The 20,772-nt window shown below is 63.8% G+C and carries 21 protein-coding genes; 16 read left to right on the top strand and 5 right to left on the bottom strand.

Translation table 11 applies throughout. The annotated features are described in order from the left end of the window. The coding region (locus tag NKH33_RS28460) for a TCP-1/cpn60 chaperonin family protein (protein ID WP_352922617.1) at window positions 1-349 on the bottom strand (349 nt) is incomplete at its 3' end. 101 nt (window positions 350-450) lie between these two features. Then, window positions 451-789, bottom strand: a complete 339-nt coding sequence (locus tag NKH33_RS28455) for a co-chaperone GroES (protein ID WP_352471004.1) — start codon at window positions 787-789, stop codon at window positions 451-453. A 242-nt stretch (window positions 790-1,031) separates the two neighbouring features. On the opposite strand from NKH33_RS28455, the gene NKH33_RS28450 reads away from it, so the two are divergent. Continuing rightward, window positions 1,032-1,304 (top strand): hypothetical protein, encoded by a 273-nt coding sequence (locus tag NKH33_RS28450; RefSeq protein WP_352471005.1) that lies wholly within the window; start codon window positions 1,032-1,034, stop codon window positions 1,302-1,304. After that, window positions 1,301-1,567, top strand: coding sequence for a DUF1488 family protein (locus NKH33_RS28445; RefSeq protein ID WP_352922614.1), 267 nt, complete (start codon window positions 1,301-1,303; stop codon window positions 1,565-1,567). Before NKH33_RS28450 ends, NKH33_RS28445 begins: the two co-directional genes overlap by 4 nt. Window positions 1,568-1,597: 30 nt before the next feature. On the opposite strand, the gene NKH33_RS28440 is transcribed toward NKH33_RS28445, so the two are convergent. Both NKH33_RS28440 and NKH33_RS28435 read right to left on the bottom strand, forming a co-directional pair. After that, a complete protein-coding gene (locus NKH33_RS28440) occupies window positions 1,598-1,789 on the bottom strand; it encodes a hypothetical protein (RefSeq protein ID WP_352501784.1) in 192 nt (63 codons plus the stop codon). Window positions 1,790-1,832: 43 nt separating this feature from the next. After that, a complete protein-coding gene (locus tag NKH33_RS28435; RefSeq protein ID WP_352471007.1) occupies window positions 1,833-2,048 on the bottom strand; it encodes a hypothetical protein in 216 nt (71 codons plus the stop codon). A gap of 276 nt (window positions 2,049-2,324) precedes the next feature. Between NKH33_RS28435 and NKH33_RS28430 the strand changes: the two genes are divergently transcribed. The 14 genes from NKH33_RS28430 (at window position 2,325) to NKH33_RS28365 (ending at window position 18,280) form a co-directional block, all read left to right on the top strand. Continuing rightward, window positions 2,325-2,735, top strand: a complete 411-nt coding sequence (locus NKH33_RS28430) for a DUF3168 domain-containing protein (RefSeq protein ID WP_352922611.1) — start codon at window positions 2,325-2,327, stop codon at window positions 2,733-2,735. 380 nt (window positions 2,736-3,115) lie between these two features. Further along, complete coding sequence (locus NKH33_RS28425; protein WP_352471009.1) at window positions 3,116-3,415, top strand: hypothetical protein; 300 nt, start codon at window positions 3,116-3,118, stop codon at window positions 3,413-3,415. Window positions 3,416-3,479: 64 nt separating this feature from the next. Beyond that, the gene (locus NKH33_RS28420) at window positions 3,480-4,145 is read left to right on the top strand and encodes a response regulator transcription factor (RefSeq protein WP_023718390.1); all 666 of its coding nucleotides are present in this window, start codon (window positions 3,480-3,482) and stop codon (window positions 4,143-4,145) included. 10 nt (window positions 4,146-4,155) lie between these two features. After that, window positions 4,156-5,583, top strand: a complete 1,428-nt coding sequence (locus tag NKH33_RS28415) for an ATP-binding protein (RefSeq protein WP_352471109.1) — start codon at window positions 4,156-4,158, stop codon at window positions 5,581-5,583. Between the two features lie 121 nt (window positions 5,584-5,704). Continuing rightward, window positions 5,705-6,139, top strand: a complete 435-nt coding sequence (locus NKH33_RS28410; protein WP_023677823.1) for an RT0821/Lpp0805 family surface protein — start codon at window positions 5,705-5,707, stop codon at window positions 6,137-6,139. A 279-nt stretch (window positions 6,140-6,418) separates the two neighbouring features. Next, on the top strand, window positions 6,419-7,555 hold the full coding sequence (gene ccmI / locus NKH33_RS28405; protein WP_352616903.1) for a c-type cytochrome biogenesis protein CcmI: 1,137 nt from the start codon (window positions 6,419-6,421) through the stop codon (window positions 7,553-7,555). Window positions 7,556-7,558: 3 nt separating this feature from the next. Beyond that, entirely contained in the window at window positions 7,559-8,002 is a 444-nt protein-coding gene (gene ccmE / locus NKH33_RS28400; RefSeq protein WP_352471012.1) for a cytochrome c maturation protein CcmE, read from the top strand. A gap of 14 nt (window positions 8,003-8,016) precedes the next feature. Further along, window positions 8,017-10,005 carry a heme lyase CcmF/NrfE family subunit gene (locus tag NKH33_RS28395; protein ID WP_352922608.1) on the top strand — a complete coding sequence of 663 codons (1,989 nt, stop codon included), beginning with the start codon at window positions 8,017-8,019 and terminating at the stop codon, window positions 10,003-10,005. Beyond that, a complete protein-coding gene (locus NKH33_RS28390; RefSeq protein ID WP_352616899.1) occupies window positions 10,002-10,466 on the top strand; it encodes a cytochrome c-type biogenesis protein in 465 nt (154 codons plus the stop codon). The genes NKH33_RS28395 and NKH33_RS28390 overlap by 4 nt, the downstream gene beginning before the upstream one ends. 116 nt (window positions 10,467-10,582) lie before the next feature. Next, window positions 10,583-12,139, top strand: coding sequence for a Do family serine endopeptidase (locus tag NKH33_RS28385; RefSeq protein WP_352922605.1), 1,557 nt, complete (start codon window positions 10,583-10,585; stop codon window positions 12,137-12,139). A 399-nt stretch (window positions 12,140-12,538) separates the two neighbouring features. After that, complete coding sequence (locus tag NKH33_RS28380) at window positions 12,539-13,213, top strand: response regulator transcription factor (RefSeq protein WP_254819962.1); 675 nt, start codon at window positions 12,539-12,541, stop codon at window positions 13,211-13,213. A gap of 6 nt (window positions 13,214-13,219) precedes the next feature. Next, complete coding sequence (locus tag NKH33_RS28375) at window positions 13,220-14,689, top strand: sensor histidine kinase (RefSeq protein WP_352922602.1); 1,470 nt, start codon at window positions 13,220-13,222, stop codon at window positions 14,687-14,689. Beyond that, window positions 14,689-17,655, top strand: a complete 2,967-nt coding sequence (locus NKH33_RS28370; RefSeq protein ID WP_352922599.1) for a bifunctional [glutamine synthetase] adenylyltransferase/[glutamine synthetase]-adenylyl-L-tyrosine phosphorylase — start codon at window positions 14,689-14,691, stop codon at window positions 17,653-17,655. The genes NKH33_RS28375 and NKH33_RS28370 overlap by 1 nt, the downstream gene beginning before the upstream one ends. A gap of 145 nt (window positions 17,656-17,800) precedes the next feature. After that, on the top strand, window positions 17,801-18,280 hold the full coding sequence (locus tag NKH33_RS28365) for an EF-hand domain-containing protein (RefSeq protein WP_352685904.1): 480 nt from the start codon (window positions 17,801-17,803) through the stop codon (window positions 18,278-18,280). 50 nt (window positions 18,281-18,330) lie between these two features. On the opposite strand, the gene NKH33_RS28360 is transcribed toward NKH33_RS28365, so the two are convergent. Beyond that, the gene (locus NKH33_RS28360) at window positions 18,331-20,655 is read right to left on the bottom strand and encodes a PAS domain-containing sensor histidine kinase (protein ID WP_352922597.1); all 2,325 of its coding nucleotides are present in this window, start codon (window positions 20,653-20,655) and stop codon (window positions 18,331-18,333) included. Between the last annotated feature and the right edge of the window lie 117 nt (window positions 20,656-20,772).

Here is a 20,772-nt window from a genome sequence, read left to right as displayed (position 1 = left end):
TGAGGTCCATCGGGTTCATGCCGGCGGCAACGAATTTGGCGCCCTCGCGCAGGATGGAAGCGGCAAGCACCGTGGCGGTGGTGGTGCCGTCGCCGGCGAGGTCGTTGGTCTTCGAGGCCACTTCGCGCACCATCTGCGCGCCCATGTTTTCGAACTTGTCGGAAAGCTCGATTTCCTTTGCCACGGCCACCCCGTCCTTGGTGACGCGCGGCGCGCCGTAGGCCTTGTCGATAATGACGTTGCGGCCTTTGGGGCCGAGCGTCACCTTGACGGCGTTGTTGAGGATTTCGACGCCGCGCAGCATGCGGTCACGCGCGTCGGTGGAGAATTTGATTTCCTTGGCAGACATGATCTTTTCCAGTTCGGTTGTCGTGGCAAGGCGCTTGCAGCGCCTGAATCAAAGCTCGGAGCGTCCTTTGCGCGCGCGCGGGAGGGCGCGCGGCCTTCCAATCAGGCGGCCTTCTTGGCAGCCACGGTCTTGTCGATGATGCCCGTCTCGCTTTTTTCGATGATGCCCATGATATCGGCCTCCTTCATGATCAGAAGGTCCTCGCCGTCTATCTTGACCTCGGTGCCGGACCATTTGCCGAACAGAATGAGGTCGCCGGCCTTGACGTCGAGCGGGATCAGCGCGCCGCTTTCGTCCCGCGCGCCCGGCCCGACAGCGATCACTTCGCCTTCCTGCGGTTTTTCTTTGGCATTGTCGGGGATGATGATGCCGCCCTTGGATTTGGTGTCGCTTTCGGCGCGCCGAATGACGACGCGATCGTGGAGTGGCCGGAATTTCATGGGGACTCTTTCTGGGGCCAGCTTAGGCGGCCGCCCCTCTCTATAGGCGCCCTGGCACTCGATTGATAGGAGCGCCAAAAAATATTCATAGGGCACATGAAATATTGAACGTATTATCTTGCCTGGTTATCCCCTGGTGTTCGGGCCTTGCCGAATATTAATGAAATTGAATTTCTATCTTTGAACACCTATTTTATGGTGAATTCACATTCACGACTTTCGCTGCAAGGGAGATTTTACCGATGGCCGAAGGCAATCAGAACATCATGGAAAAAGCTCAGGCCCGCTTCATGGAAAATCAAAAGAAGACGGCGGAGCGGAACAAAGCAACTGCCGAATATCTCTCGGAAGCCAAGGCGAGGAGCATCAAAACGGCAAGGCTGAGGGAATTGCGACTGGCCAAGGAAGAGGCGGACCGCGCGGCGGAAGCTCTGAATCCGGTCGCACCAAAGAAGAAGCGGGCGTCACGGGCAGTCAAGAAGGCCGTATCTGCATCGACGGAGGCGAAATCATGAGCCTGACATTTCCCAATCCCAGCCGCAGCTACGACGAGGCAAGCAAACGCATCCGCTTCGTCGGCCATGACGGGATGTTCCAGATTTCCTTCTCTGTCGCAACCGATGCCATCTGCAAGATGCAGCCGGGAACGGCGGCCTCAGAAGCTACCTACCTGGCAGCCTTCGACACGGCTTCCAACTCGATCCACGATGTCGCCAGGAATGCCTATGCCCGCACCCGCAGGAGCATATATGTGCTGACTGCGGCCGATTTTCGCTAGTCCGTCGCGATCCGTCCACAAGACGCTTTGTCAGGGCTTCCGGTCCGCCTTCGCTCGCCGCTTGACGTCGCGACCGTTCAGCCGGTCGACCATCGCGTCCGCATCGCGCGTGTTCAAACTGGCCGTGAGTTGCTGCTTGAGCTCGACCGGCTGGCCGGTGAAGACGTCGAAGACGGTCCAGCTGTGAGGATGTTCCATACGGAGCGCGTAGCGCTTTGCCATCTTGGGTCCTTTCGTTTCCGCCCAATCAATGAATGTCGCTCGATCAGGCCTGGGCGATGAAGAATACTGCCGCCACGACAAGCACCGTCCACAAAACGACGGACAGCTTCAGGGCCAGGCTACCGTACGCCGAGAGCACCTCCCGAGTGTGGTTGACCAGACTCTTGACGGTCATCGACATGGTCGACGCCGCAATCGCGACCGGCGGCGCCTTGGCCCCAAGCTTTCCGAAGACAGGCAGCAGCGACGGCTCGCGCACGAAAAACGACCTCGAATGTCTGGAAACCAGACATCGTCATAGCATCCTTTTGTCGAACTCCTGCATGCCAAATGACTTCGCGCAGGTTGGCATCACCCTCAAGGGTCCGTGGCGCGGACGGCCGGGGCGTCGCGCATTCCAGGAGCAGGGCTTATTGCCGAGATCATGAAGGTTCATAATCCGCATGAGACGCGCTGATTCGCGCTTTGGCGGGATGCCTTCATGCAACGCAGCTACGCAGCCGGGAGGTCGACGCGACGGACGAAGGGAAAGACGATGACCGCGCCGGCCGTCGAATTGCAGAAGGCCATATTCGAGGCAGTGAATGACGATCCCGATTTATCGGCGGCACTGGGCGACGCACGATTGTTCGACCGTGCGCCGGAAAATGTTGCGTTCGCCCACATGACCTTCGGCCGCACCAGCGTCTACGATTGGGCAACGGGAATGGAGAACGACGCAGAACAGTTGCTGACGTTGCATGTCTGGTCGAAATCAGAGGCCAGCAAGGAAACCAATGACATCATGGACCTTGTTAGCACCCGCCTGCGCGATACGGCTCTCTCGCTCGGCGAACATCGCCGCGCCTACCTCAAGCTCGAATTCGCCGAAGCCCGCTACGACGAGGACCTTTCGGCCCATCACGGGCTGCTGCGCTTCCGCGCCGTGATCAAGGACGAGGGCTGACCATCGGGCATTTTTTACAATCCGGCAATTTTGTTCTTGCTTTGTGCCGGCAGCTATGCTACTAATTCGCCTATGGTGCTGATGGCGCCAGCGACCCGCCGCAGAGGCGGGTTTTTATTTCCGGTCGGTTCGCCTGAATCTGCCTTCGGTTGCCGGATCGATTATCGAAGTCGGGGCAAACCTGAAGCGATTGCCTTTCACTGCCAAACGATGCCCGGTTGTCGGCGAAGGATCGGAGGGCTAGGTTAAACTTGGCAATTTCGCGGGATGGGCGGCGAAATGGCAATCCGGTAATCTCGCGCTTCAGGGGTGTGGCGGGCATGCATTCGAGCGTTCACCGTTCATATCACGTTCAGCACCGGCGCGTTAGAACGCTGACCATGAAAACCCTTCGCTCCCACTTCCGGACCGCGGCACTGGCGCTGTCAGCCGCCGGTCTGCTTGCGTCGCAGGCGATGGCGATCCCCGTTGTCGTGCCCGAGCAGCCCCAACCGGTCGTCCTCGCCGCCTCCGACTGCTATGCGATCGGCCAGCAGGTGGCCGAGCAGAATGGCGGCACCTTGGCCAAGGCCTCGCAGTCGACACGCGGCGGCCAGCCCGTCTGCGTCATCGTCGTGCTGGTTCCGGGCAAGGAAGGGCAGCGTCCGCGTCGCTCGGAGATCGTCGTTCCGCTGAACTGAACCGTGCCGTTTCCCAGACTGCCGGAATCGGCCTATATCTGAACAGCTTCAACAGGCCTCCCGCATGCGCGTACTCGTCGTCGAAGATGACAAGGATCTCAACCGGCAGATCGGCGACGCGCTGGTCGATGCCGGCTATGTCGTCGACCGCGCTTTCGACGGCGAGGAAGGGCACTTTCTCGGCGACACCGAGCCTTACGATGCCGTGGTGCTCGACATCGGCCTGCCGCAGATGGACGGCATCAGCGTGGTCGAGCGATGGCGGCGCGGCGGCCGCAAGATGCCGGTGCTGATCCTGACGGCACGCGACCGCTGGAGCGACAAGGTTGCCGGCATCGACGCCGGCGCCGACGACTACGTCACCAAACCCTTCCACATCGAGGAAATCCTGGCCAGGGTGCGGGCCTTGATCCGGCGTGCTGCCGGGCACGCTTCGTCCGAACTGACCTGCGGGCCGCTCCGCCTCGACACCAAGGCCTCCAAGGCCGACGTCGACGGCGTGCCGCTGAAGCTGACCTCGCACGAATTCCGCTTGCTTGCCTATTTGATGCACCACATGGGCGAGGTGGTGTCCCGGACCGAGCTGGTCGAGCATCTCTACGACCAGGATTTCGACCGCGATTCCAACACGATCGAGGTCTTTGTCGGACGGCTTCGCAAGAAGATGGGCATCGACATGATCGAAACTGTTCGCGGCATGGGCTACCGCATGCGTAAGCCGGAGGCGTAACGCGGAACCGCTGCCTACAAAACCCGCCGTCTCGAACACGCCGTCGCTGCGGTCATGGCCGCGTTCGGTGGCGTTTCGCGTCATCGCCTTTTCCACCGTCTGGGCGATCCTCACTCTGGTCGTCATCTTCACCTTGATCACCACGCTCTATCGCCAGGCCAGCGAGCGCGGTTTCGACAGCCTGCTTTCGGCGCATCTGTTCAACCTGATCGGCTCCGTCGGCGTTTCTGAAAGCGGCCAATTGACCGGCGCCCCCGACCTTGGTGATTTGAGGTTCTCGGAACCGAATTCCGGCTGGTACTGGTCGGTCGAGCCTGCCTCGGAAGGCGTGCACGGCGATCTCCATTCGTCGTCGATGACCAAGGCGATCCCGTCGCCAAGCGTTGCCGAGGTGCCCTTCAATGCCAGCTTCCAGCGCAGCTATTCAGCGGACGGCATCGAAGGCGAGCAGTTGGAGGTGTTCGAGAGCGAGTTCGTGCTCGATGCGAAAAACCGCGCCGCGCGCTTCCGTGTCATGGGCAACCAGACCGAGCTCGAGCAGGAAATCGCCACCTTCCAGCGGCGCCTTTTGACCTATCTGTCGCTGTTCGGCGTCGGCATGATCGCCATCAATGCGATTGCCATCCTGCTCGGCCTGCAGCCGCTGCGCCGGGTCAGGAATGCGCTTGCCATGGTGCGCGAAGGAACCGCGCAGCGCCTAGACGGCCGTTTCCCGGCCGAGATAGAGCCGCTCGCCAACGAGACCAATGCGCTGATCGAGAACAACAGGCGTATCGTCGAGCGGTCGCGCACGCAGGTCGGCAACCTCGCGCACTCGCTGAAGACGCCGCTTGCCGTGCTGCTCAACGAGGGACGGGCGCTGGGTGGCGCCAAGGGCCAGCTGATCGCCGAGCAGGCCGCTTCCATGCAAAAGCAAGTGGACCATTATCTGCAACGTGCCCGCGTCGCCGCGCAGCGCGACAGCGTCGTCTACCGTACGCCGGTGGCGCCGCTGGTCCAGCGCATGGTTCGGGTGCTGCAAAAGCTCAACCCGCAGACGGCGCTGTCGCTGTCGCTGCCGGCCACCGACATCGTCTTTGCCGGCGAACGCGAGGACCTGGAGGAGCTGCTCGGCAATCTGCTCGACAATGCGATGAAATGGGCAAGGAGCGCGGTCGCCGTTTCGGTCAAGCCAATCTCCAGCAAAGGTGGCGCTGGCACGGAAGGCGCAGCCAACCTGTTCGAGATCAGCATCGAGGATGACGGCCCCGGCATTCCCGACGACAAGGCGCGCGAGGTGTTGCAGCGCGGCCGGCGGCTCGACGAGACAAAACCGGGCAGCGGGCTCGGACTTGCCATTGTCGCCGACCTTGTCAACGAGTATGGAGGCTCTCTGGCGCTGGAACGATCCATCATGGGTGGATTGAAGGCGATGGTTCGATTGCGGAGCCTTCAGTAATGCTTTTCCAGATTGCTTTTCCAGGTGGCTGGCTGCGGCCAAATTTCCGACAAACATCGACATTATGGCCGCGCCAGCTGCTGACAGCGCGGCGGTCCAGCTCAAGAAAGCCGGTATTGGCATGAAGATTCGCGTCGCGCTCGTTTCCGCCCTGCTCGCCGTCTCCGGCTGCACGACGCTCGGCAAGGGCCCGGCCGTTACGGTGACGCCGGCCGCGACGCCCCCCAGCGGCGCCAAGGTGGCGACGACGATCATCTCCGCCATGGGCGGCGGCCTCGTCGGCGGTTCTATCGGCGCCGGCCTGAGCGAGACCGAGAAGCGCAGCGCGCTCGAGGCGGAATACAAGGCGCTTGAATACACGGCGAGCGGCCAGAAAGTGGCTTGGAAGAGCGACAGTTCGGCCCATCGCGGCGAAGTGGTCGCCGCCCAGCCCTATCGCGTCGGCTCGCAGGACTGCCGGCAATACACCCATACGGTGTTTACCGGCACCGCCGGCGCCACCGCGCGCGGAACCGCCTGCCGCAATGCCGACGGCAGCTGGACGCCGCTGACGTAGAGCAATTCCAGGAAAAGTGTGAAACGGTTTTCCGTCCGGAATTGCGCAAAAACAAAGACGCCCGGCCGTCGATCCGCCGATACCGGTCCGGCACTAAAGCGCGTCGCGTTCGACCGGCGTCATGCGACGCGCTATAGGTTCTTGTTTTGATGCATGGTCGTTATCGCAAAACCGCTGCACACTTTTGCGCGACATGCATTATCGATCGGAGCGGCCCCGCCAAAGCGTCGCAGCACGCTTGTGTTGGCAGGGCAAGGGTCTCGTTCTATTGGAAGAGCCATGCTGTTTTGGGTCATAGCCGCACTCCTGACGCTGGGCGCAAGCTTGGCGGTGCTGCTGCCGTTGGCCGGCGGATCGAAGAACGCGTCCGCTGCCGGCGATCACGACCTTGAAGTCTATCGCGACCAGCTGGCCGAGCTTGACCGCGATATGGCGCGTGGCCTGATCCGGCCAATGGAGGCCGAAGAGGCACGCGCCGAAATCGCCCGCCGCATCCTTCGCCTGAGCAATGCCGGCCACGCCGACGAGACGGCGACGCAGCCGTCGCGGTCGACAAGGCTGGTGGCGACGGCGGCCGTGCTGCTGGTTCCGCTGGTCAGCTGGGGCCTCTATGGCCAGCTCGGCTCACCCGACCTGCCGTCGCAGCCGCTCAGCGAACGCCTGGCCAAGAACCCCGCCGACAGCTCGGTCGACGAGCTGATAGCCCGCGCCGAGGCGCACCTGGCGGCCAACCCATCCGATGGCCGCGGCTGGGACGTGCTGGCGCCGGTCTATCTGCGCATGCAGCGATACGCCGATGCGGTGACCGCCTATCGCAACGCCATCCGCCTCGACGGCGACAGCGCCGCCCGCCAGGCGGGTCTTGGCGAGGCGATCGCCAATGCGGCCGGCGGCATTGTCTCCGCCGAAGCGCAGGCGGCTTTCGAGGCGGCGTTGAAGCTCGATCCGGCCAATCCGAAGGCCGCGTTCTATCTCGCCATGGGCATGGCACAGGAAGGCCGCATAGCTGAAGCCACGGCGGCCTGGCAAAAGATGCTTGCCGCCTTGCCGCAGGGCTCGCCGTGGCGCGGCGCCGTCGAGCAGGCGCTGGCCGAATCCGCCGCCCGCAGCGTCGCTTCTGAGGCGCCCGCGAAAGGGCCGAGCGCCGAGGATATCGATGCTGCCTCCTCGATGTCGCCGCAGGACCGGCAAGCCATGATCAGCACCATGGTTGCCGGCCTCGACGAAAGGCTTCGGCAAAATCCGCGCGACGAGGAAGGGTGGATGCAGCTCGTTCGTTCCTATGCCGTGCTGGGCAAGACAGATCAGGCGCGTGACGCGCTCAATCGCGGTATCGCCGTCTTTGGCGCGGACAGTGACCAGGCCAGGAAATTCACCGCCTTTGCCGCCTCGCTTGGCGTGACGGCGACGGAGTAGACGATGACGCGCAAGCAGAAACGACTGTCGGTGATCGCAGCGGGGCTGGGGTTTCTCGGTGTTGCCACCGGGCTGACCTTCTATGCGCTTGGCCAGAAGGCCTCCTATTTCTACATGCCGGCCGATCTGGCCACCGCCAGCCTTCAGCCGGGCCAGCGCATCAGGCTCGGCGGTCTCGTCGAAAAAGGCACGGTCGAGCGTGGCCAAGGCGCCACCGTCGCCTTTTCGGTGACCGACAACCAGAAGGACGTCAAGGTCACCTATACCGGCATTCTTCCCGACCTCTTCCGGGAAGGGCAGGGCGTGATCACCGAAGGCTCGTTTGGCCCTGACGGAATCTTTGTCGCCGACAGCGTGCTGGCCAAGCATGACGAGACCTATATGCCCAAGGAAGTGGCCGACGGCCTCAAGGCCAAGGGCGTATGGCAGGAGAGCAAGAGTGACTAGCGGGTGCGGTGACAATGGTTGAAACCGGACATTTCGCCCTGGTCCTGGCGTTTGCGCTGGCCCTGGTGCAGACGATGGTGCCCCTGTTCGGTGCGCGCACCGGCAACCACAAGATGATGGCCGTCGGCGCACCGGCCGCGCTGACCGGCTTTTCCTTGACGGCGCTGTCTTTCATGGCGCTGGCAACCGCCTACGCCGGCTCCGACTTCTCGGTTGAGAGCGTCTGGGAGAACTCGCATTCGCTGCAGCCGCTGATCTACAAGATCACCGGAACCTGGGGCAATCACGAAGGTTCGATGCTGCTCTGGGTGCTGATCCTGACCTTCTTCGGCGCGCTCGTCGCCGTCTTCGGCGGCAATCTTCCGGCGACGCTCCGGGCCAATGTGCTTGCCGTGCAGGGAGCGATCGGCGCCACTTTCTTCCTGTTCATCCTGACGACGTCGAACCCGTTCGTCAGGCTCAATCCGGCGCCTATCGAGGGCCGCGATCTCAACCCGATCCTGCAGGACCTCGGCCTCGCCATCCATCCGCCGCTGCTTTATCTCGGCTATGTCGGTTTCTCGATCTGCTTTTCCTTCTCTGTCGCTGCCCTCATCGAGGGCCGCATTGACGCTTCGTGGGCGCGCTGGGTAAGGCCGTGGACATTGGTTGCCTGGATGTTCCTCACCGGCGGCATCGCCATGGGCTCCTACTGGGCCTATTACGAGCTCGGCTGGGGCGGCTTCTGGTTCTGGGATCCGGTCGAGAACGCATCCTTCATGCCGTGGCTGGCGGGCACGGCGCTGCTGCATTCGGCGATCGTCATGGAAAAGCGCTCGGCGCTGAAGATCTGGACGCTGCTTCTGGCGATCCTGACCTTCTCACTGTCGCTGCTCGGCACCTTCCTGGTGCGCTCCGGCGTGCTGACCTCGGTGCACGCATTCGCCACCGATCCGACGCGAGGCGTGTTCATCCTCTGCATCCTGACGCTGTTCATCGGCGGCTCGCTGGCGCTGTTTGCCTTGCGCGCCTCCCGGCTGACGGCCGGCGGCCTGTTTCACCCGATCTCGCGCGAAGGCGCGCTGGTCCTGAACAATCTGTTCCTGACCACCGCCACCGCCACCGTGCTGGTCGGCACGCTCTACCCGCTCGTGGTCGAAGCCCTGTCTGCCGACAAGATTTCGGTCGGCGCGCCGTTCTTCAACCTGACATTCGGCCCGCTGATGGTGCCGCTCTTGGTCGTCGTGCCGTTCGGGCCGCTCCTCGCCTGGAAGCGCGGTGACATTTTCGCGGTCGCCCAGCGCCTGATGGCGGCTTTCGCGGCGGCGCTGCTCGCCGTGCTGGTGACGGCCCTGTTCATCGATGGCGCTTCGGTGTTGGCGGCACTCGGTGTCGGCCTTGCCTTCTGGCTGATCTGCGGCGCGCTCACCGATCTCGCCGTCAAATCCGGCTTCGGCACCGTCGCGCCCGCCACCATGCTCAGGCGCTTCGCCGGCCTGCCGCGCTCGGTCTTCGGCACAGCGCTTGCGCATCTCGGCCTCGGGCTGACAACGCTCGGCATTGTCGGCACGCTTTGTTTCGGCACCGAAAAAATCCTGTCGATGCATGCCGGCGAGACCGTCGAACTGTCCGGCCACAAGCTGCGCTTCGAGGGGCTCTACCCGGCCCAGGGGCCTAACTACAGTGAGGATCGCGGCCGCTTCACCCTGCTTGGCGCCGACGGCAGCGTCGCAGGCGAGATCACCTCGGCCAAGCGCTCATATCCGGTGCGCCAGATGACCACGACCGAATCCGGCATCAGGACGATCGGCTTCAGCCAGCTCTATCTTTCGCTTGGCGACGAGGGCAGCGATGGCTCTGTGGTCGTTCGTCTGTGGTGGAAGCCGCTGGTGACGCTGATCTGGGGCGGCGGACTGGTGATGATGGCGGGCGCGGCGATGTCGCTGCTCGACCGCCGCCTGCGCGTCGGCGCACCGTCGCGCCGCAAGGCTGCGGCCGGCGTGCCGTCGGCGAGCCTGCAATGAAAAGGGCCACGCTGGCCTCGCTGGTCCTGCTGCTGGCACTGTTGTTCGCCGGCGCCGCGCAGGCCGTCAAGCCGGACGAGGTGCTGGCCGACCCGGCACTCGAGGCGAGGGCGCGCGCATTGTCGGAAGGCCTGCGCTGCATGGTCTGCCAGAACCAGTCGATCGACGAGTCCGATGCCGACCTCGCCCGCGACCTGCGCGTCCTTGTGCGCCAGCGCCTGGTCGCCGGCGATACCGACCGGCAGGTGATGGACTATGTCGTTTCGCGCTACGGCGAATTCGTGCTGCTGAAGCCACGCTTCAATCTGCGCAATGTTTTGCTCTGGGGGACGCCAGTTCTTCTGCTGCTCGTTGGCGGGACATTCATCCTGCTGGCCGCCCGCTCGCGCCGTTCGACGGTGACCGCTGCATTAACTGCCGAGGAACAGGCGGCGCTGGACAAGATGCTCCGCCGCGATTGATCGATACATTACGAAAGTTTCATGTACCGGAAATGGCGCCGTAATGTGCGGCCCTCTATTTCCTTTGTCGAGGATGCCAATCAAGGGGCGTCCCTTGAAAAGAGGATACGATAACCATGAATGTTGCCCCCAATTCATATCTACGCACCCGCAAACGCCTTTTGGCCGCAGCCGCATCCCTGGCCATTGCCGGCGCGATCGGCTTTGGTGCTGTTGCCACCGGGACAGCCCCGGTGCTGGCCGACGCCGTGCGTGTCGAGGCACCGCAGGTCCCGAGCTTCGCCGATGTGGTCGAGCGCGTTTCGCCGGCGGTCGTCAGCGTGCGCGTCAAGGCCAAGATCCAGTCGACGGCCGATGACGGTTCCGGCCAGATGGACGACGAGGACGGTCTAGGCAATCTTCCCGACAACCCGCAGCTGCGCCGGTTCTTCCGCGAATTCCGCGGCTTTGGCGATCAAGGCGGCGATCAGGGCCCGAACGGAATGCGCCGTTTTGGACACCGTGACCGCAACAACGACCAGCCGCGGCCGGTGGCGCAAGGGTCCGGTTTCTTCATCTCCGATGACGGCTATCTCGTCACCAACAACCATGTCGTCGAGGAGGGCACCGCCTTCACCGTGGTGACCAATGACGGCAAGGAACTCGACGCCAAGCTGATCGGCACCGATCCGCGCACCGATCTTGCGGTGCTCAAGGTCGATGACGGCAACAAGTTCACCTATGTCGACTTCGCCGATGATTCCAAGGTTCGCGTCGGCGACTGGGTGGTGGCTGTCGGCAATCCGTTCGGCCTCGGCGGCACGGTTACCGCAGGCATCGTTTCGGCCCGCGGCCGCGACATCGGCGCCGGTCCCTATGACGACTTCATCCAGATCGACGCCTCGGTGAACCGCGGCAATTCGGGTGGCCCGACCTTCAACCTCAACGGCCAGGTTGTCGGCATCAACACCGCGATCTTCTCGCCGTCGGGCGGCAGCGTCGGCATTGCCTTCGACATTCCCGCTTCGACCGCCAAGCAGGTCGTGCAGGATCTGATGAAGAACGGTACAGTCCAGCGCGGCTGGCTCGGTGTCGAAATCCAGCCGGTCACGCCCGAAATCGCCGAGTCGCTTGGCCTTGGGTCCGGCAAGGGCGCGCTCGTTGCCAGCGCGCAGGACAACGGTCCCGGCAAGAAGGCCGGCATCACCGCCGGTGACGTGATCACCCAGGTGGACGGCAAGGACGTTGCTTCGCCGAAGGAACTCGCCCGCCTGATCGGCGCTTACCCGCCCGGCAAATCTGTCGATCTCACGGTGTGGCGCAACGGCAAGAGCGAGGCGGTCAAGGTCGATCTCGGCAAGCTGCCGTCGAGCGACAAGCAGGCCTCGGCCGACCAGCAGCCTGCCCCCGCGCCGAAGACCGACACGCTCGCCGATCTCGGCCTGACCGTCACCAAGTCTGACAATGGCAAGGGCCTTGTGGTGACCGATGTCGACCCCGACAGCGATGCCGCCGATCGCGGCATCCAGCCCGGCGACGTCATCACCTCCGTCAATTCGGCGGAAGTGAACGGCGCCGGCGACGTCGACAAGGCGATGGCCGACGCGGTGAAGTCCGGCCGCAAGGCGGTGCTGATGCAGATCACCCGCGACGACAGCAACCGCTTCGTCGCACTGCCTGTCGCGAAGGGCTGAGCGCATGACCCCGAACACGTATTCCGTTTTCGGAAAGGCTCATGCGCCGATTCAAGGTGCTAGAGCGTCCTTTGCGCGTCCAAGAGGACGCGCGGCGCTCTAGTGGTCGACTTTTCCGGTGCGGCGGTTTTCAACACCCCCGAGCCGCCGCACGGGAAAGCACGGGGCCTGAATACGTTCGTCAGTCATCGTGTTCCGCCCCAGCGGCAGCGGGCCTCCCATCGCCCGCTGCCGCTCGAACATGCCGCTCAAGGCGTGAAGCGGTTTTAGGCTACGACATGCTAAAACAAAGACTTACCGCGTATCCCTGAATCACTTTGTTCGCGATACGCCATGGAGAAGGCCACGATGCATATGCCGGCCACTCAATCTTCCAGCGAAATCGCGTATAACGGTTCTATGAAGATTCTCGTCATAGAAGACGATCGCGAGGCAGCCGACTACCTGCAGAAGGCGTTCGCCGAGGCCGGCCATACCGCCCATGTCGCCGGCGACGGCGAAACCGGCTTCGCGCTCGCCGATTCCGGCGACTATGACGTCATGGTCGTTGATCGCATGATGCCGCGCCGCGACGGCCTGTCCGTCATTGCCGGGCTCAGGTCCCGGGGCAATACGACGCCCGTGCTGATCCTGTCGGCGCTCGGCGAAGTCGACGACCGGGTCACCGGTCTGCGCGCCGGCGGCGACGACTATCTGACCAAACCCTACGCCTTTTCGGAACTGCTCGCCCGCGTCGAGGTGCTGAACCGCCGCGCCAGCGCCAGGGAAGCCGAAACCGTCTACCGGGTCGGTGATCTCGAACTCGACCGGCTGTCGCACTCGGTGCGCCGCGCCGGGCGCGAGATAACGCTGCAGCCGCGCGAGTTCCGCCTGCTGGAATATTTGATGCGCCATGCCGGCCAGGTGGTGACGCGCACCATGCTGCTCGAGAATGTCTGGGACTACCATTTCGATCCGCAGACCAACGTCATCGACGTTCATATCTCGCGGCTGCGGGGCAAGATCGAGAAGGGCTTCGACAAGCCGATCCTGCACACGGTTCGCGGCGCCGGCTACATGCTGAAAAGCGGCTAGAACCCCATGGCTCTTTCCGTGCCGGCCATCATGAAGACGACGGCAGCGCGGCTTTCGGCGCTTTATCTTCTGCTTTTTGCGCTGTGCGCGGTGTTGCTGGTCTTGTACATGACCTCGCTCTCGGCACGCATGCTGACCGCCCAGACGCAGGAGACGATCAACGACGAGGTGCTCGGCCTCGCCCGCGCCTATCAGCGCGGCGGCCTCCCGCTGCTGGTCCGCGTCGTCGAGCAGCGCTCCCGCCAGCCCGGCGCCAATCTCTATCTGATCGCCGATGCCAACGGCCAGATCCTGACCGGCAACGTGCAGAGTCTGGAGCCGGGCGTGATCGAGGCCGAGGGCTGGACCACCGAGCCGTTCTCCTACCGCCGCTTCGGCGAGGGCGAGCTCGAGCGGCAGCGCAACCCGGTCTCCGACCCGAACGAGCCCGCCCAGAGCGAAGTACAGGCCGAAGGCGAGAAGGGCCATAACGCCATTGCCCTGGTGCTGCGCCTGCCCAACCAGATGATCATGCTGGTCGGCCGCGACCTCGGCGAGCCGGAGCGCTTCCGCGCCGTCATTCGCCGCGCTCTGATGCTGGCGCTCGGCATGATGGGCGTCGGCGGGCTGCTGATCTGGTTCTTCGTCGGGCGCGCGGCGCTGAAGCGCATCGACAGCGTGTCGGAGGCGAGCCGCCGCATCATGGGCGGCGATCTTTCCGGCCGGCTGCCGGTCACCGGCGCCGGCGACGAGTTCGACCGGCTGTCGGAAAACCTCAATTCCATGCTGGCCAGGATCGCCACGCTGAACGAGGGCCTGAAGCAGGTCTCCGACAACATCGCCCACGACCTGAAAACGCCGCTCACCAGGCTGCGCAATCGCGCCGAGGCGACGCTTTCCGGCAAGCACAACACCAGCGACTACCGGCAGGCGCTGGAAGGAACGATCGCCGAATCCGATCAGCTGATAAAGACCTTCAACGCCATCCTGATGATCTCGCGACTGGAAGCCGGCTATTCCTCGGAAAGCACCACCAGGGTTGATCTGGCCGCTGCCGTGCACGACGTCGTCGAACTCTACGAGCCGGTAGCGGAGGAGGCGGGCGTGACGCTCGAAACTTCGGTGCAAGGTTCCTTCGCCGTCAACGGCAATCGCGAGCTGATTGGCCAGGCGCTGTCCAACATCGTCGACAACGCGATCAAATATTCGACCGACTCGACCTCCAGGCCTACGGTTCGCGTGACGCTGGAGCGTGTCGGTAGCGAGATCAGACTCGCCGTCTCCGACAACGGCCAGGGCATTCCCGACGATGTCGACCGCGCCAGGGTGACCGAGCGTTTCGTGCGGCTGGAAAAGAGCCGCTCGCAGCCGGGATCCGGCCTTGGCTTGAGTCTCGCCAAGGCGATCATGACATTCCACAATGGACGGCTTGAGCTTCTGCCCGGCAATCCCGGATTGTCGGTCGTCATGAGTTTTCCCGGGCGGGACGATCGCTGATGGTTGCAAGGATAGCAGTGCGACGCCTCGAAACGGACTGGCTGTTGAAGCCGGCGGTAGAGCTCGTTCCACTGGATGCAAGCCGCGCCAGGCAGGAATTGTCGGAGATCGCCGACGCCGCGCGGCAAAAGGAATTGCCGCGACTGGCGAAATTTCTCGCCGGCAAGGGGGTCGTCCAGGATTTCCTCGCCGCCGTGTTCGACCTGTCGCCGTTCCTGCGCGATACCGCGCGCCGCCGGCCACGCATACTCGATGCGCTTTTCGACGGGAGCGTCGAGGCGCGGCTGTCATCGATCGGCGCCGCGGTCGACAAGGCGGCACGCGTAGAGGCCGTCTCCGAAAGCAGCCTGATGATGGAGCTGCGCCAATGTAAGGCGGAGGCGCATTTCCTGATCGCCTTGGCCGATCTCGCCGGCGAGGCCGAGACCTCGCTGACGGTGCGGCGACTGAGCGACCTTGCCGACGCCTGCACGCGTGCGGCTGTCGATTTCCTGCTCCGCGACGCGCATGAGCAAGGCAAGCTCCGATTGCCGGATGCCAAAAATCCGGCGCGACGCTCGGGCTGGATTCTGCTTGGCATGGGCAAGCTCGGCGCGCATGAGCTGAACTTCTCCTCCGACATCGACCTCGTCGTCTTCTTCGACCCCGATGCGCCTGCCGTCGTCGATCCGCTCGATGCCACAGAGCTGTTTTCGCGCCTGACCCGCCGGCTTGTCCGTATCCTCCAGGACCGCACCGAGCACGGTTACGTCTTCCGCACCGATCTCAGGCTTCGTCCCGACCCCGGCTCGACGCCGCTGGCGATCCCGGTCGAGGCGGCGCTGCGCTACTATGAGGCGCGCGGCCAGAACTGGGAGCGCGCCGCCATGATCAAGGCCCGCCCGGTGGCTGGCGATCTTGCCGCCGGCGCCGCGTTCCTGAAGGAACTCCAGCCCTATATCTGGCGCAAATACATGGACTATGCGGCGATTGCCGACGTCCATTCGATCAAGCGCCAGATCCATGCCCACAAAGGCCATGGCGAGGTCGCGGTCAAAGGCCACAATGTCAAGCTCGGTCGCGGCGGCATCCGCGAGATCGAGTTCTTCGTCCAGACCCAGCAGCTTATCGCCGGCGGCCGCTTTCCCGAACTGCGCGGCCGCGAGACCGTGCCGATGCTCGGCGAGCTCGCCGCGCGCGGCTGGATCACCGCCGACGCGCGCGATGCGCTCACCAGGCAATACTGGTTCCTGCGCCGCGTCGAACATGCCATCCAGATGGTTGCCGACCAGCAGACGCATATCCTGCCGGAGGACGAAGAGGGGCTGGAGCGCGTCGCCCGCATGCTGGGCTTTGCCGATGCGGCAGGCTTTGCCGAAACGTTCCGCGCGGCGCTGCACCAGGTCGAGCGCCACTACGCAGCGCTGTTCGAAACCGCGCCGGAGCTTTCGGCCGGCATCGGCAATCTGGTCTTTACCGGGGACGTCGACGATCCCGATACCTTGCAGACCTTGCAGCGGCTCGGCTTCCAGCGGCCGAGCGACATCTGCCGGGTTATCCGCGGCTGGCACTTCGGCCGCTACCGCGTCACCCGGTCGGCGGAGGCGCGCGAGCGGCTGACCGAACTGACGCCGGCGCTGCTGCAAGCCTTCGGTCAGACGCGGCGGGCGGACGAGGCAGTGATCCGCTTCGACGAATTCCTTGCCGGCCTGCCTGCCGGCATCCAGCTGTTTTCGCTGCTGCAGTCGAATCCGGCTTTGCTGAAGCTGATGGCGACTATCATGGGCGCGGCACCGCGGCTGGCCGCCATCATCACGCGCCGGCCGCATGTCTTCGATGGGCTGCTCGATCCGGCGCTGCTGAGCGAACTGCCAAACCGCGCCTATCTGTCGGCGCGCCTTGCCGCCTTCCTCGAAGGCGACAGAGCCTATGAAGACGTGCTCGACCGGCTGCGCATCTTTGCTTCGGAGCAAAAATTCCTGATCGGCGTCAGGCTGCTTGCCGGGTCGATCGACCCGCCGCGCGCCGGCCGCGCTTTTTCCGATCTCGCCGACCTGACCATCGAGGCAGCATTGCAGGCGGTGATGGCGGAATTCGCTTTGCGTCATGGCTATATTGCCGGCGGCCGGGTCGCGCTGCTCGGCATGGGCAAGCTCGGCAGCCGCGAACTGACGGCGGGCTCCGACGTCGACCTCATCCTGCTCTACGATCACGACGCCGATGCGGAGGAGTCCGACGGCGACAAGCCGCTTGCCCCGTCGCATTACTACAGCCGGCTGACACAGCGGCTGATCGCCGCCGTTTCCGCGCCGACCGCCGAGGGCGTGCTCTACGAGCTCGACCTTCGCCTGCGGCCGTCCGGCAACAAGGGGCCGGTGGCCACCCATGTCGACGCCTTCAAGAAGTATCAGCGCCAGGACGCCTGGACATGGGAGCACATGGCGCTGGCGCGCGCCCGCGCGATCGGCGGCGATGCCGAGCTCTGCCGCGAGGTCGAGGGAGAGGTTGCCGCAGTGCTCGCTCTGCCGCGCGATCCAGCCAAGGTGATGGCCGAGGCATCCGAGATGCGCGCCATGGTCGACAAGGAGAAGCCGCCGCGCGATCCCTGGGACATCAAGCTGATCCCGGGCGGCCTCATCGATCTCGAATTCATTGCCCAGGTTGCGCTGATCACCGGAAAGATCGAGGCAGGCCGCAGGGCCACCGGCACGGCTGAGGTCCTGTCGCGCCTGGCGCCGGATTTCGCCAGCGCCCAGGTCAGGCAGGAACTGGTGGATGCCTATTCGCTCTATCTGGCTCTGACCCAGATGATACGGCTTTGCCTCACCGGCGCGTTCGAACGCGACGACGTTCCGCCAGGGCTTTCGGATCTGCTTCTGGCCGTCACCGACCTGCCGGATTTCGGGGTGCTTGAAGCGCATCTCGGGGAGACGTCGCAGAAGGTCAGAAAGGATTTCGACCTTCTGCTTCGTGCGAAAGAACCGTGACGGCAACCAGCCGTACGGGCGAGAGCATTGGGCCCAAAATTGCGACCTGCTTTGGGAGGTTCCGATGTTCAATCAAAGAGATAGAGCGGGGGATTGAAGGTCCGCCGCTCTAGCATCGGGGGTGACGATACAACAGGAGAAGACCATGAGAAAGACAACCAGACTTGCACTCGTTTTCGCAGCCCTGGCCGGCGCCGTCGGCACCGCTGCCTATGCAGACGAGCACTCCGGGGCCGGGCCGCGCGACGGCACGATGATGCGCCTCGGCAAGGTCATGAACGACAATGACGGCACCATCACCTTCGACCAGTTCTCCGACGCCATGAACGCGCGGCTGAAGAAGATGGTCGCCGACAATGGCGGCAAGCTGACCGTGGCACAGCTCGCCGACGCGCTGGAGAAAGCACGCTTCGAGCAGATGGCCAGGCGCATCATCGCCCGTTACGACACCAAGGGCGACGGCACGCTGACCGCGGATGACATCACAACCCGCCAGAAGAAGGTCTTCGCCATGCTCGACCGTGACAATGACGGGAAAATCGAGAAGAACGAACTGCCGAAGGGTCCCGGCGGTCACCGCCAATGGGACGGCGAGGGCAATGATGGCAGTGACGGCATGCAGTGAGAATTGATAACGCTCCGGCGGTGCGAGCCGCCGGAGCGTTATTTTGTCATTCAGGCAGCGGCCCTGACCGCCTGCGGGGCTTTCTTGATCGGGATGCGTACCGAGACGATCGTTCCGACGCTTTCGGTCGAGCGGATCTTCAACGCGCCACCCTGAAGCTCGGCCAGCGAGCGCGAGATGGCGAGGCCGAGGCCGGAGCCGGCATGGCTCTTGGAGAACTGGTTTTGCACCTGTTCGAATGGCCGCCCGAGCTTGCTCAACGCCGCCTTCGGGATGCCGCAGCCATTGTCCTCGATCGTCAGGATCAGCGCGCTGGAAATGCTGCGGGCTCTGACCGAGATGTGGCCGCCTTGCCCGGTGAACTTCACCGCATTGGACAGAAGGTTGATGAGGATCTGCTTGATCGCCCTGCGGTCGGCGAACAGCGTCAGCGAATCGGCGATGCGGGTTTCGACGGTGATCGACTTTTCCGCCGCCTGCAGAGAAACGACGCGAACCGTCTCCCTGATGAGCGGGCAGAGATCGATTTCTTCCTGATCCAGGGCGAACTGGCCGGCCTCGATCTTCGACATGTCGAGGATGTCATTGATCACACCGAGAAGATATTTGCCGCTGCCGTTGATGTCGGTGGCATACTCTTCGTAGCGCGGCGAACCCAGCGGCCCGAACAGCCGCCGTTCCATCAGTTCCGAGAAGCCGATGATCGCGTTGAGCGGGGTGCGCAACTCGTGCGACATGTTGGCCAGGAATTCGGATTTAGCCCGGTTCGCCGCTTCGGCGCGCTCGGTTTCCTTCATGTATTTGCGATTGAGTTCGACGAGCTCACGAGCCCGTTCTTCTTCCGCGCGGCGGGCAAGGCTGAGGTCATGGATTGTCGCCATCAGCCGGCGCTCGCTGTCGACCAGCTTCTCCTGGTGCAGCTTGATCTGGGTGATGTCGGAGCCGACGGAGACGGTACCGCCGTCCCTTGTCCGCAACTCGTTCACCTGCAGCCAGCGGCCGTCGGCAAGCTGGCGCTCGAAGGTCACGCCTCCCTGCGGTCCGTTGGTGTTGGCAAGCCGCCGCTCCGAGGCGAAGGCCAGCATGCGTTCCTCCAGAACGGCGCGCGGAGCGCCCGGCATCACGTCGCGATCCAACAGGCCGTTGTCCTGCTGGTATTTGGAATTGCACATGATCAGGCGCTCGGACGAATCCCACAGCACGAAAGATTCGTTGATGTTTTCGATGGCCGTCCTCAGGCGCAGGTCCGCCGCTTCGGAGCGCAGCGCCAGATGCCGCTGCTCGGTGACGTCGACGGCGATGCCGATCAGCTGGATCTCCGGCGCTTCCGGGTCGATAACGTGTGCTCTTGCGCGCATCCAAACCCATTGCCCGTCGGCATGGCGCATCCGGAACACCTGGTCGATATGGTCGATCTCGCGTGCGACGATCCTGTTGGCGAGTTCGAACAAATCGCCGTCCTCGGGATGAATGATTTCATCGACTTCGCCGAACGACAGCATCGTGTCACAAGGCTCGTAGCCCAGCATGTCGTACATCGAGCGCGACCAGTACATCTTGCCGCGCACCATGTCCCAATCCCACAGGCCGCAGCGGCCGCGCACCAGCGCCATGTCGATGCGCTGGTGGGCTTCGAGATAGATGCGATCGGCGGCCTGGGCGCGCGCCGCCTGGCCGAAATAGGCGTAGAGGATGATGATCAGCACGCCGGCCGTCAGCACGAACAGCGTGACGTTGAGTGAGACCGTCTTGCGCCAGGCGTCAAAAACTGCCTCCTGCGGCACGAACGCTGCCGCGGCACCCCTTCGGCCATTCGCCAGGCTCACTGCCGCGTACCAGTCCTGTCCGCCGATGTTGACCTCCATTACCCCGGCGCGGTCGCCGAACATGAACAGCGGCTGCCCGCCCTGCACGACGCCATCGAGCGATCGCCCCTCCCAGTGCATCGACTGCGGCGATACGGCAATGATCTTGAAGGCGCTATCGGTGATCGCCAGTACGTGGCTTCGGCCCATCGCGCCCTGACGACCGGTGCTCTCCAGCAGGTCCTGGATCGCGCCGGGCGCGGAAATCATGGTCGCGTCGGCGATCGAACTGGCCAGGTGGCCGGCGGCCAGCGCAAGGATCGCCTTGGCGTCGCGCTCGATCTCGTCGCGCTCGTTCATCAGCGACAGAAAGCGCAGTACTGCGATGATCAACAGAAACATGATGATGAGGGCCGGGATCGATCGCCGCAACAGCGGCTCGGCTGCCAGCAGCCGTCGGTAGGCAGGTTCGGCAATGAGCCGCGTATTGCCCGCGAGACCGTCGCTTCGCGCCTCGCGACGCTCAAACGCCGTCCCACCGGGCGCGCCCCACGCGTCCGCCTTCGCCATAAATGGCACTCCCCGATTTTCTGTCCCGCTTGACGATCCGGCAACGCCGCACTTCCGAATCGTCACTAAAGAATCAAAGGTGATTCGCCTTGTCCAGAGGCGCGGCGAAAAAAGATT

This window comes from Mesorhizobium sp. M1182, assembly GCF_040318335.1.
In the GTDB taxonomy this organism is placed as follows: domain Bacteria; phylum Pseudomonadota; class Alphaproteobacteria; order Rhizobiales; family Rhizobiaceae; genus Mesorhizobium.
Note: the sequence above shows the minus strand (reverse complement) of the source record. Positions and strands in the feature narration are given on the sequence as shown.

Coding starts and splice junctions, on each gene's coding strand:
- NKH33_RS28445 (WP_352922614.1), top strand. CDS start 1,301: ATGAGCCTGACATTTCCCAATCCCAGCCGCAGCTACGACGAGGCAAGC.
- NKH33_RS28455 (WP_352471004.1), bottom strand. CDS start 789: ATGAAATTCCGGCCACTCCACGATCGCGTCGTCATTCGGCGCGCCGAA.
- NKH33_RS28390 (WP_352616899.1), top strand. CDS start 10,002: ATGAAAAGGGCCACGCTGGCCTCGCTGGTCCTGCTGCTGGCACTGTTG.
- NKH33_RS28440 (WP_352501784.1), bottom strand. CDS start 1,789: ATGGCAAAGCGCTACGCGCTCCGTATGGAACATCCTCACAGCTGGACC.
- NKH33_RS28430 (WP_352922611.1), top strand. CDS start 2,325: ATGACCGCGCCGGCCGTCGAATTGCAGAAGGCCATATTCGAGGCAGTG.
- NKH33_RS28425 (WP_352471009.1), top strand. CDS start 3,116: ATGAAAACCCTTCGCTCCCACTTCCGGACCGCGGCACTGGCGCTGTCA.
- ccmI (WP_352616903.1), top strand. CDS start 6,419: ATGCTGTTTTGGGTCATAGCCGCACTCCTGACGCTGGGCGCAAGCTTG.
- NKH33_RS28410 (WP_023677823.1), top strand. CDS start 5,705: ATGAAGATTCGCGTCGCGCTCGTTTCCGCCCTGCTCGCCGTCTCCGGC.
- NKH33_RS28365 (WP_352685904.1), top strand. CDS start 17,801: ATGAGAAAGACAACCAGACTTGCACTCGTTTTCGCAGCCCTGGCCGGC.
- NKH33_RS28370 (WP_352922599.1), top strand. CDS start 14,689: ATGGTTGCAAGGATAGCAGTGCGACGCCTCGAAACGGACTGGCTGTTG.
- NKH33_RS28385 (WP_352922605.1), top strand. CDS start 10,583: ATGAATGTTGCCCCCAATTCATATCTACGCACCCGCAAACGCCTTTTG.
- NKH33_RS28395 (WP_352922608.1), top strand. CDS start 8,017: ATGGTTGAAACCGGACATTTCGCCCTGGTCCTGGCGTTTGCGCTGGCC.
- ccmE (WP_352471012.1), top strand. CDS start 7,559: ATGACGCGCAAGCAGAAACGACTGTCGGTGATCGCAGCGGGGCTGGGG.
- NKH33_RS28450 (WP_352471005.1), top strand. CDS start 1,032: ATGGCCGAAGGCAATCAGAACATCATGGAAAAAGCTCAGGCCCGCTTC.
- NKH33_RS28375 (WP_352922602.1), top strand. CDS start 13,220: ATGGCTCTTTCCGTGCCGGCCATCATGAAGACGACGGCAGCGCGGCTT.
- NKH33_RS28360 (WP_352922597.1), bottom strand. CDS start 20,655: ATGGCGAAGGCGGACGCGTGGGGCGCGCCCGGTGGGACGGCGTTTGAG.
- NKH33_RS28380 (WP_254819962.1), top strand. CDS start 12,539: ATGAAGATTCTCGTCATAGAAGACGATCGCGAGGCAGCCGACTACCTG.
- NKH33_RS28420 (WP_023718390.1), top strand. CDS start 3,480: ATGCGCGTACTCGTCGTCGAAGATGACAAGGATCTCAACCGGCAGATC.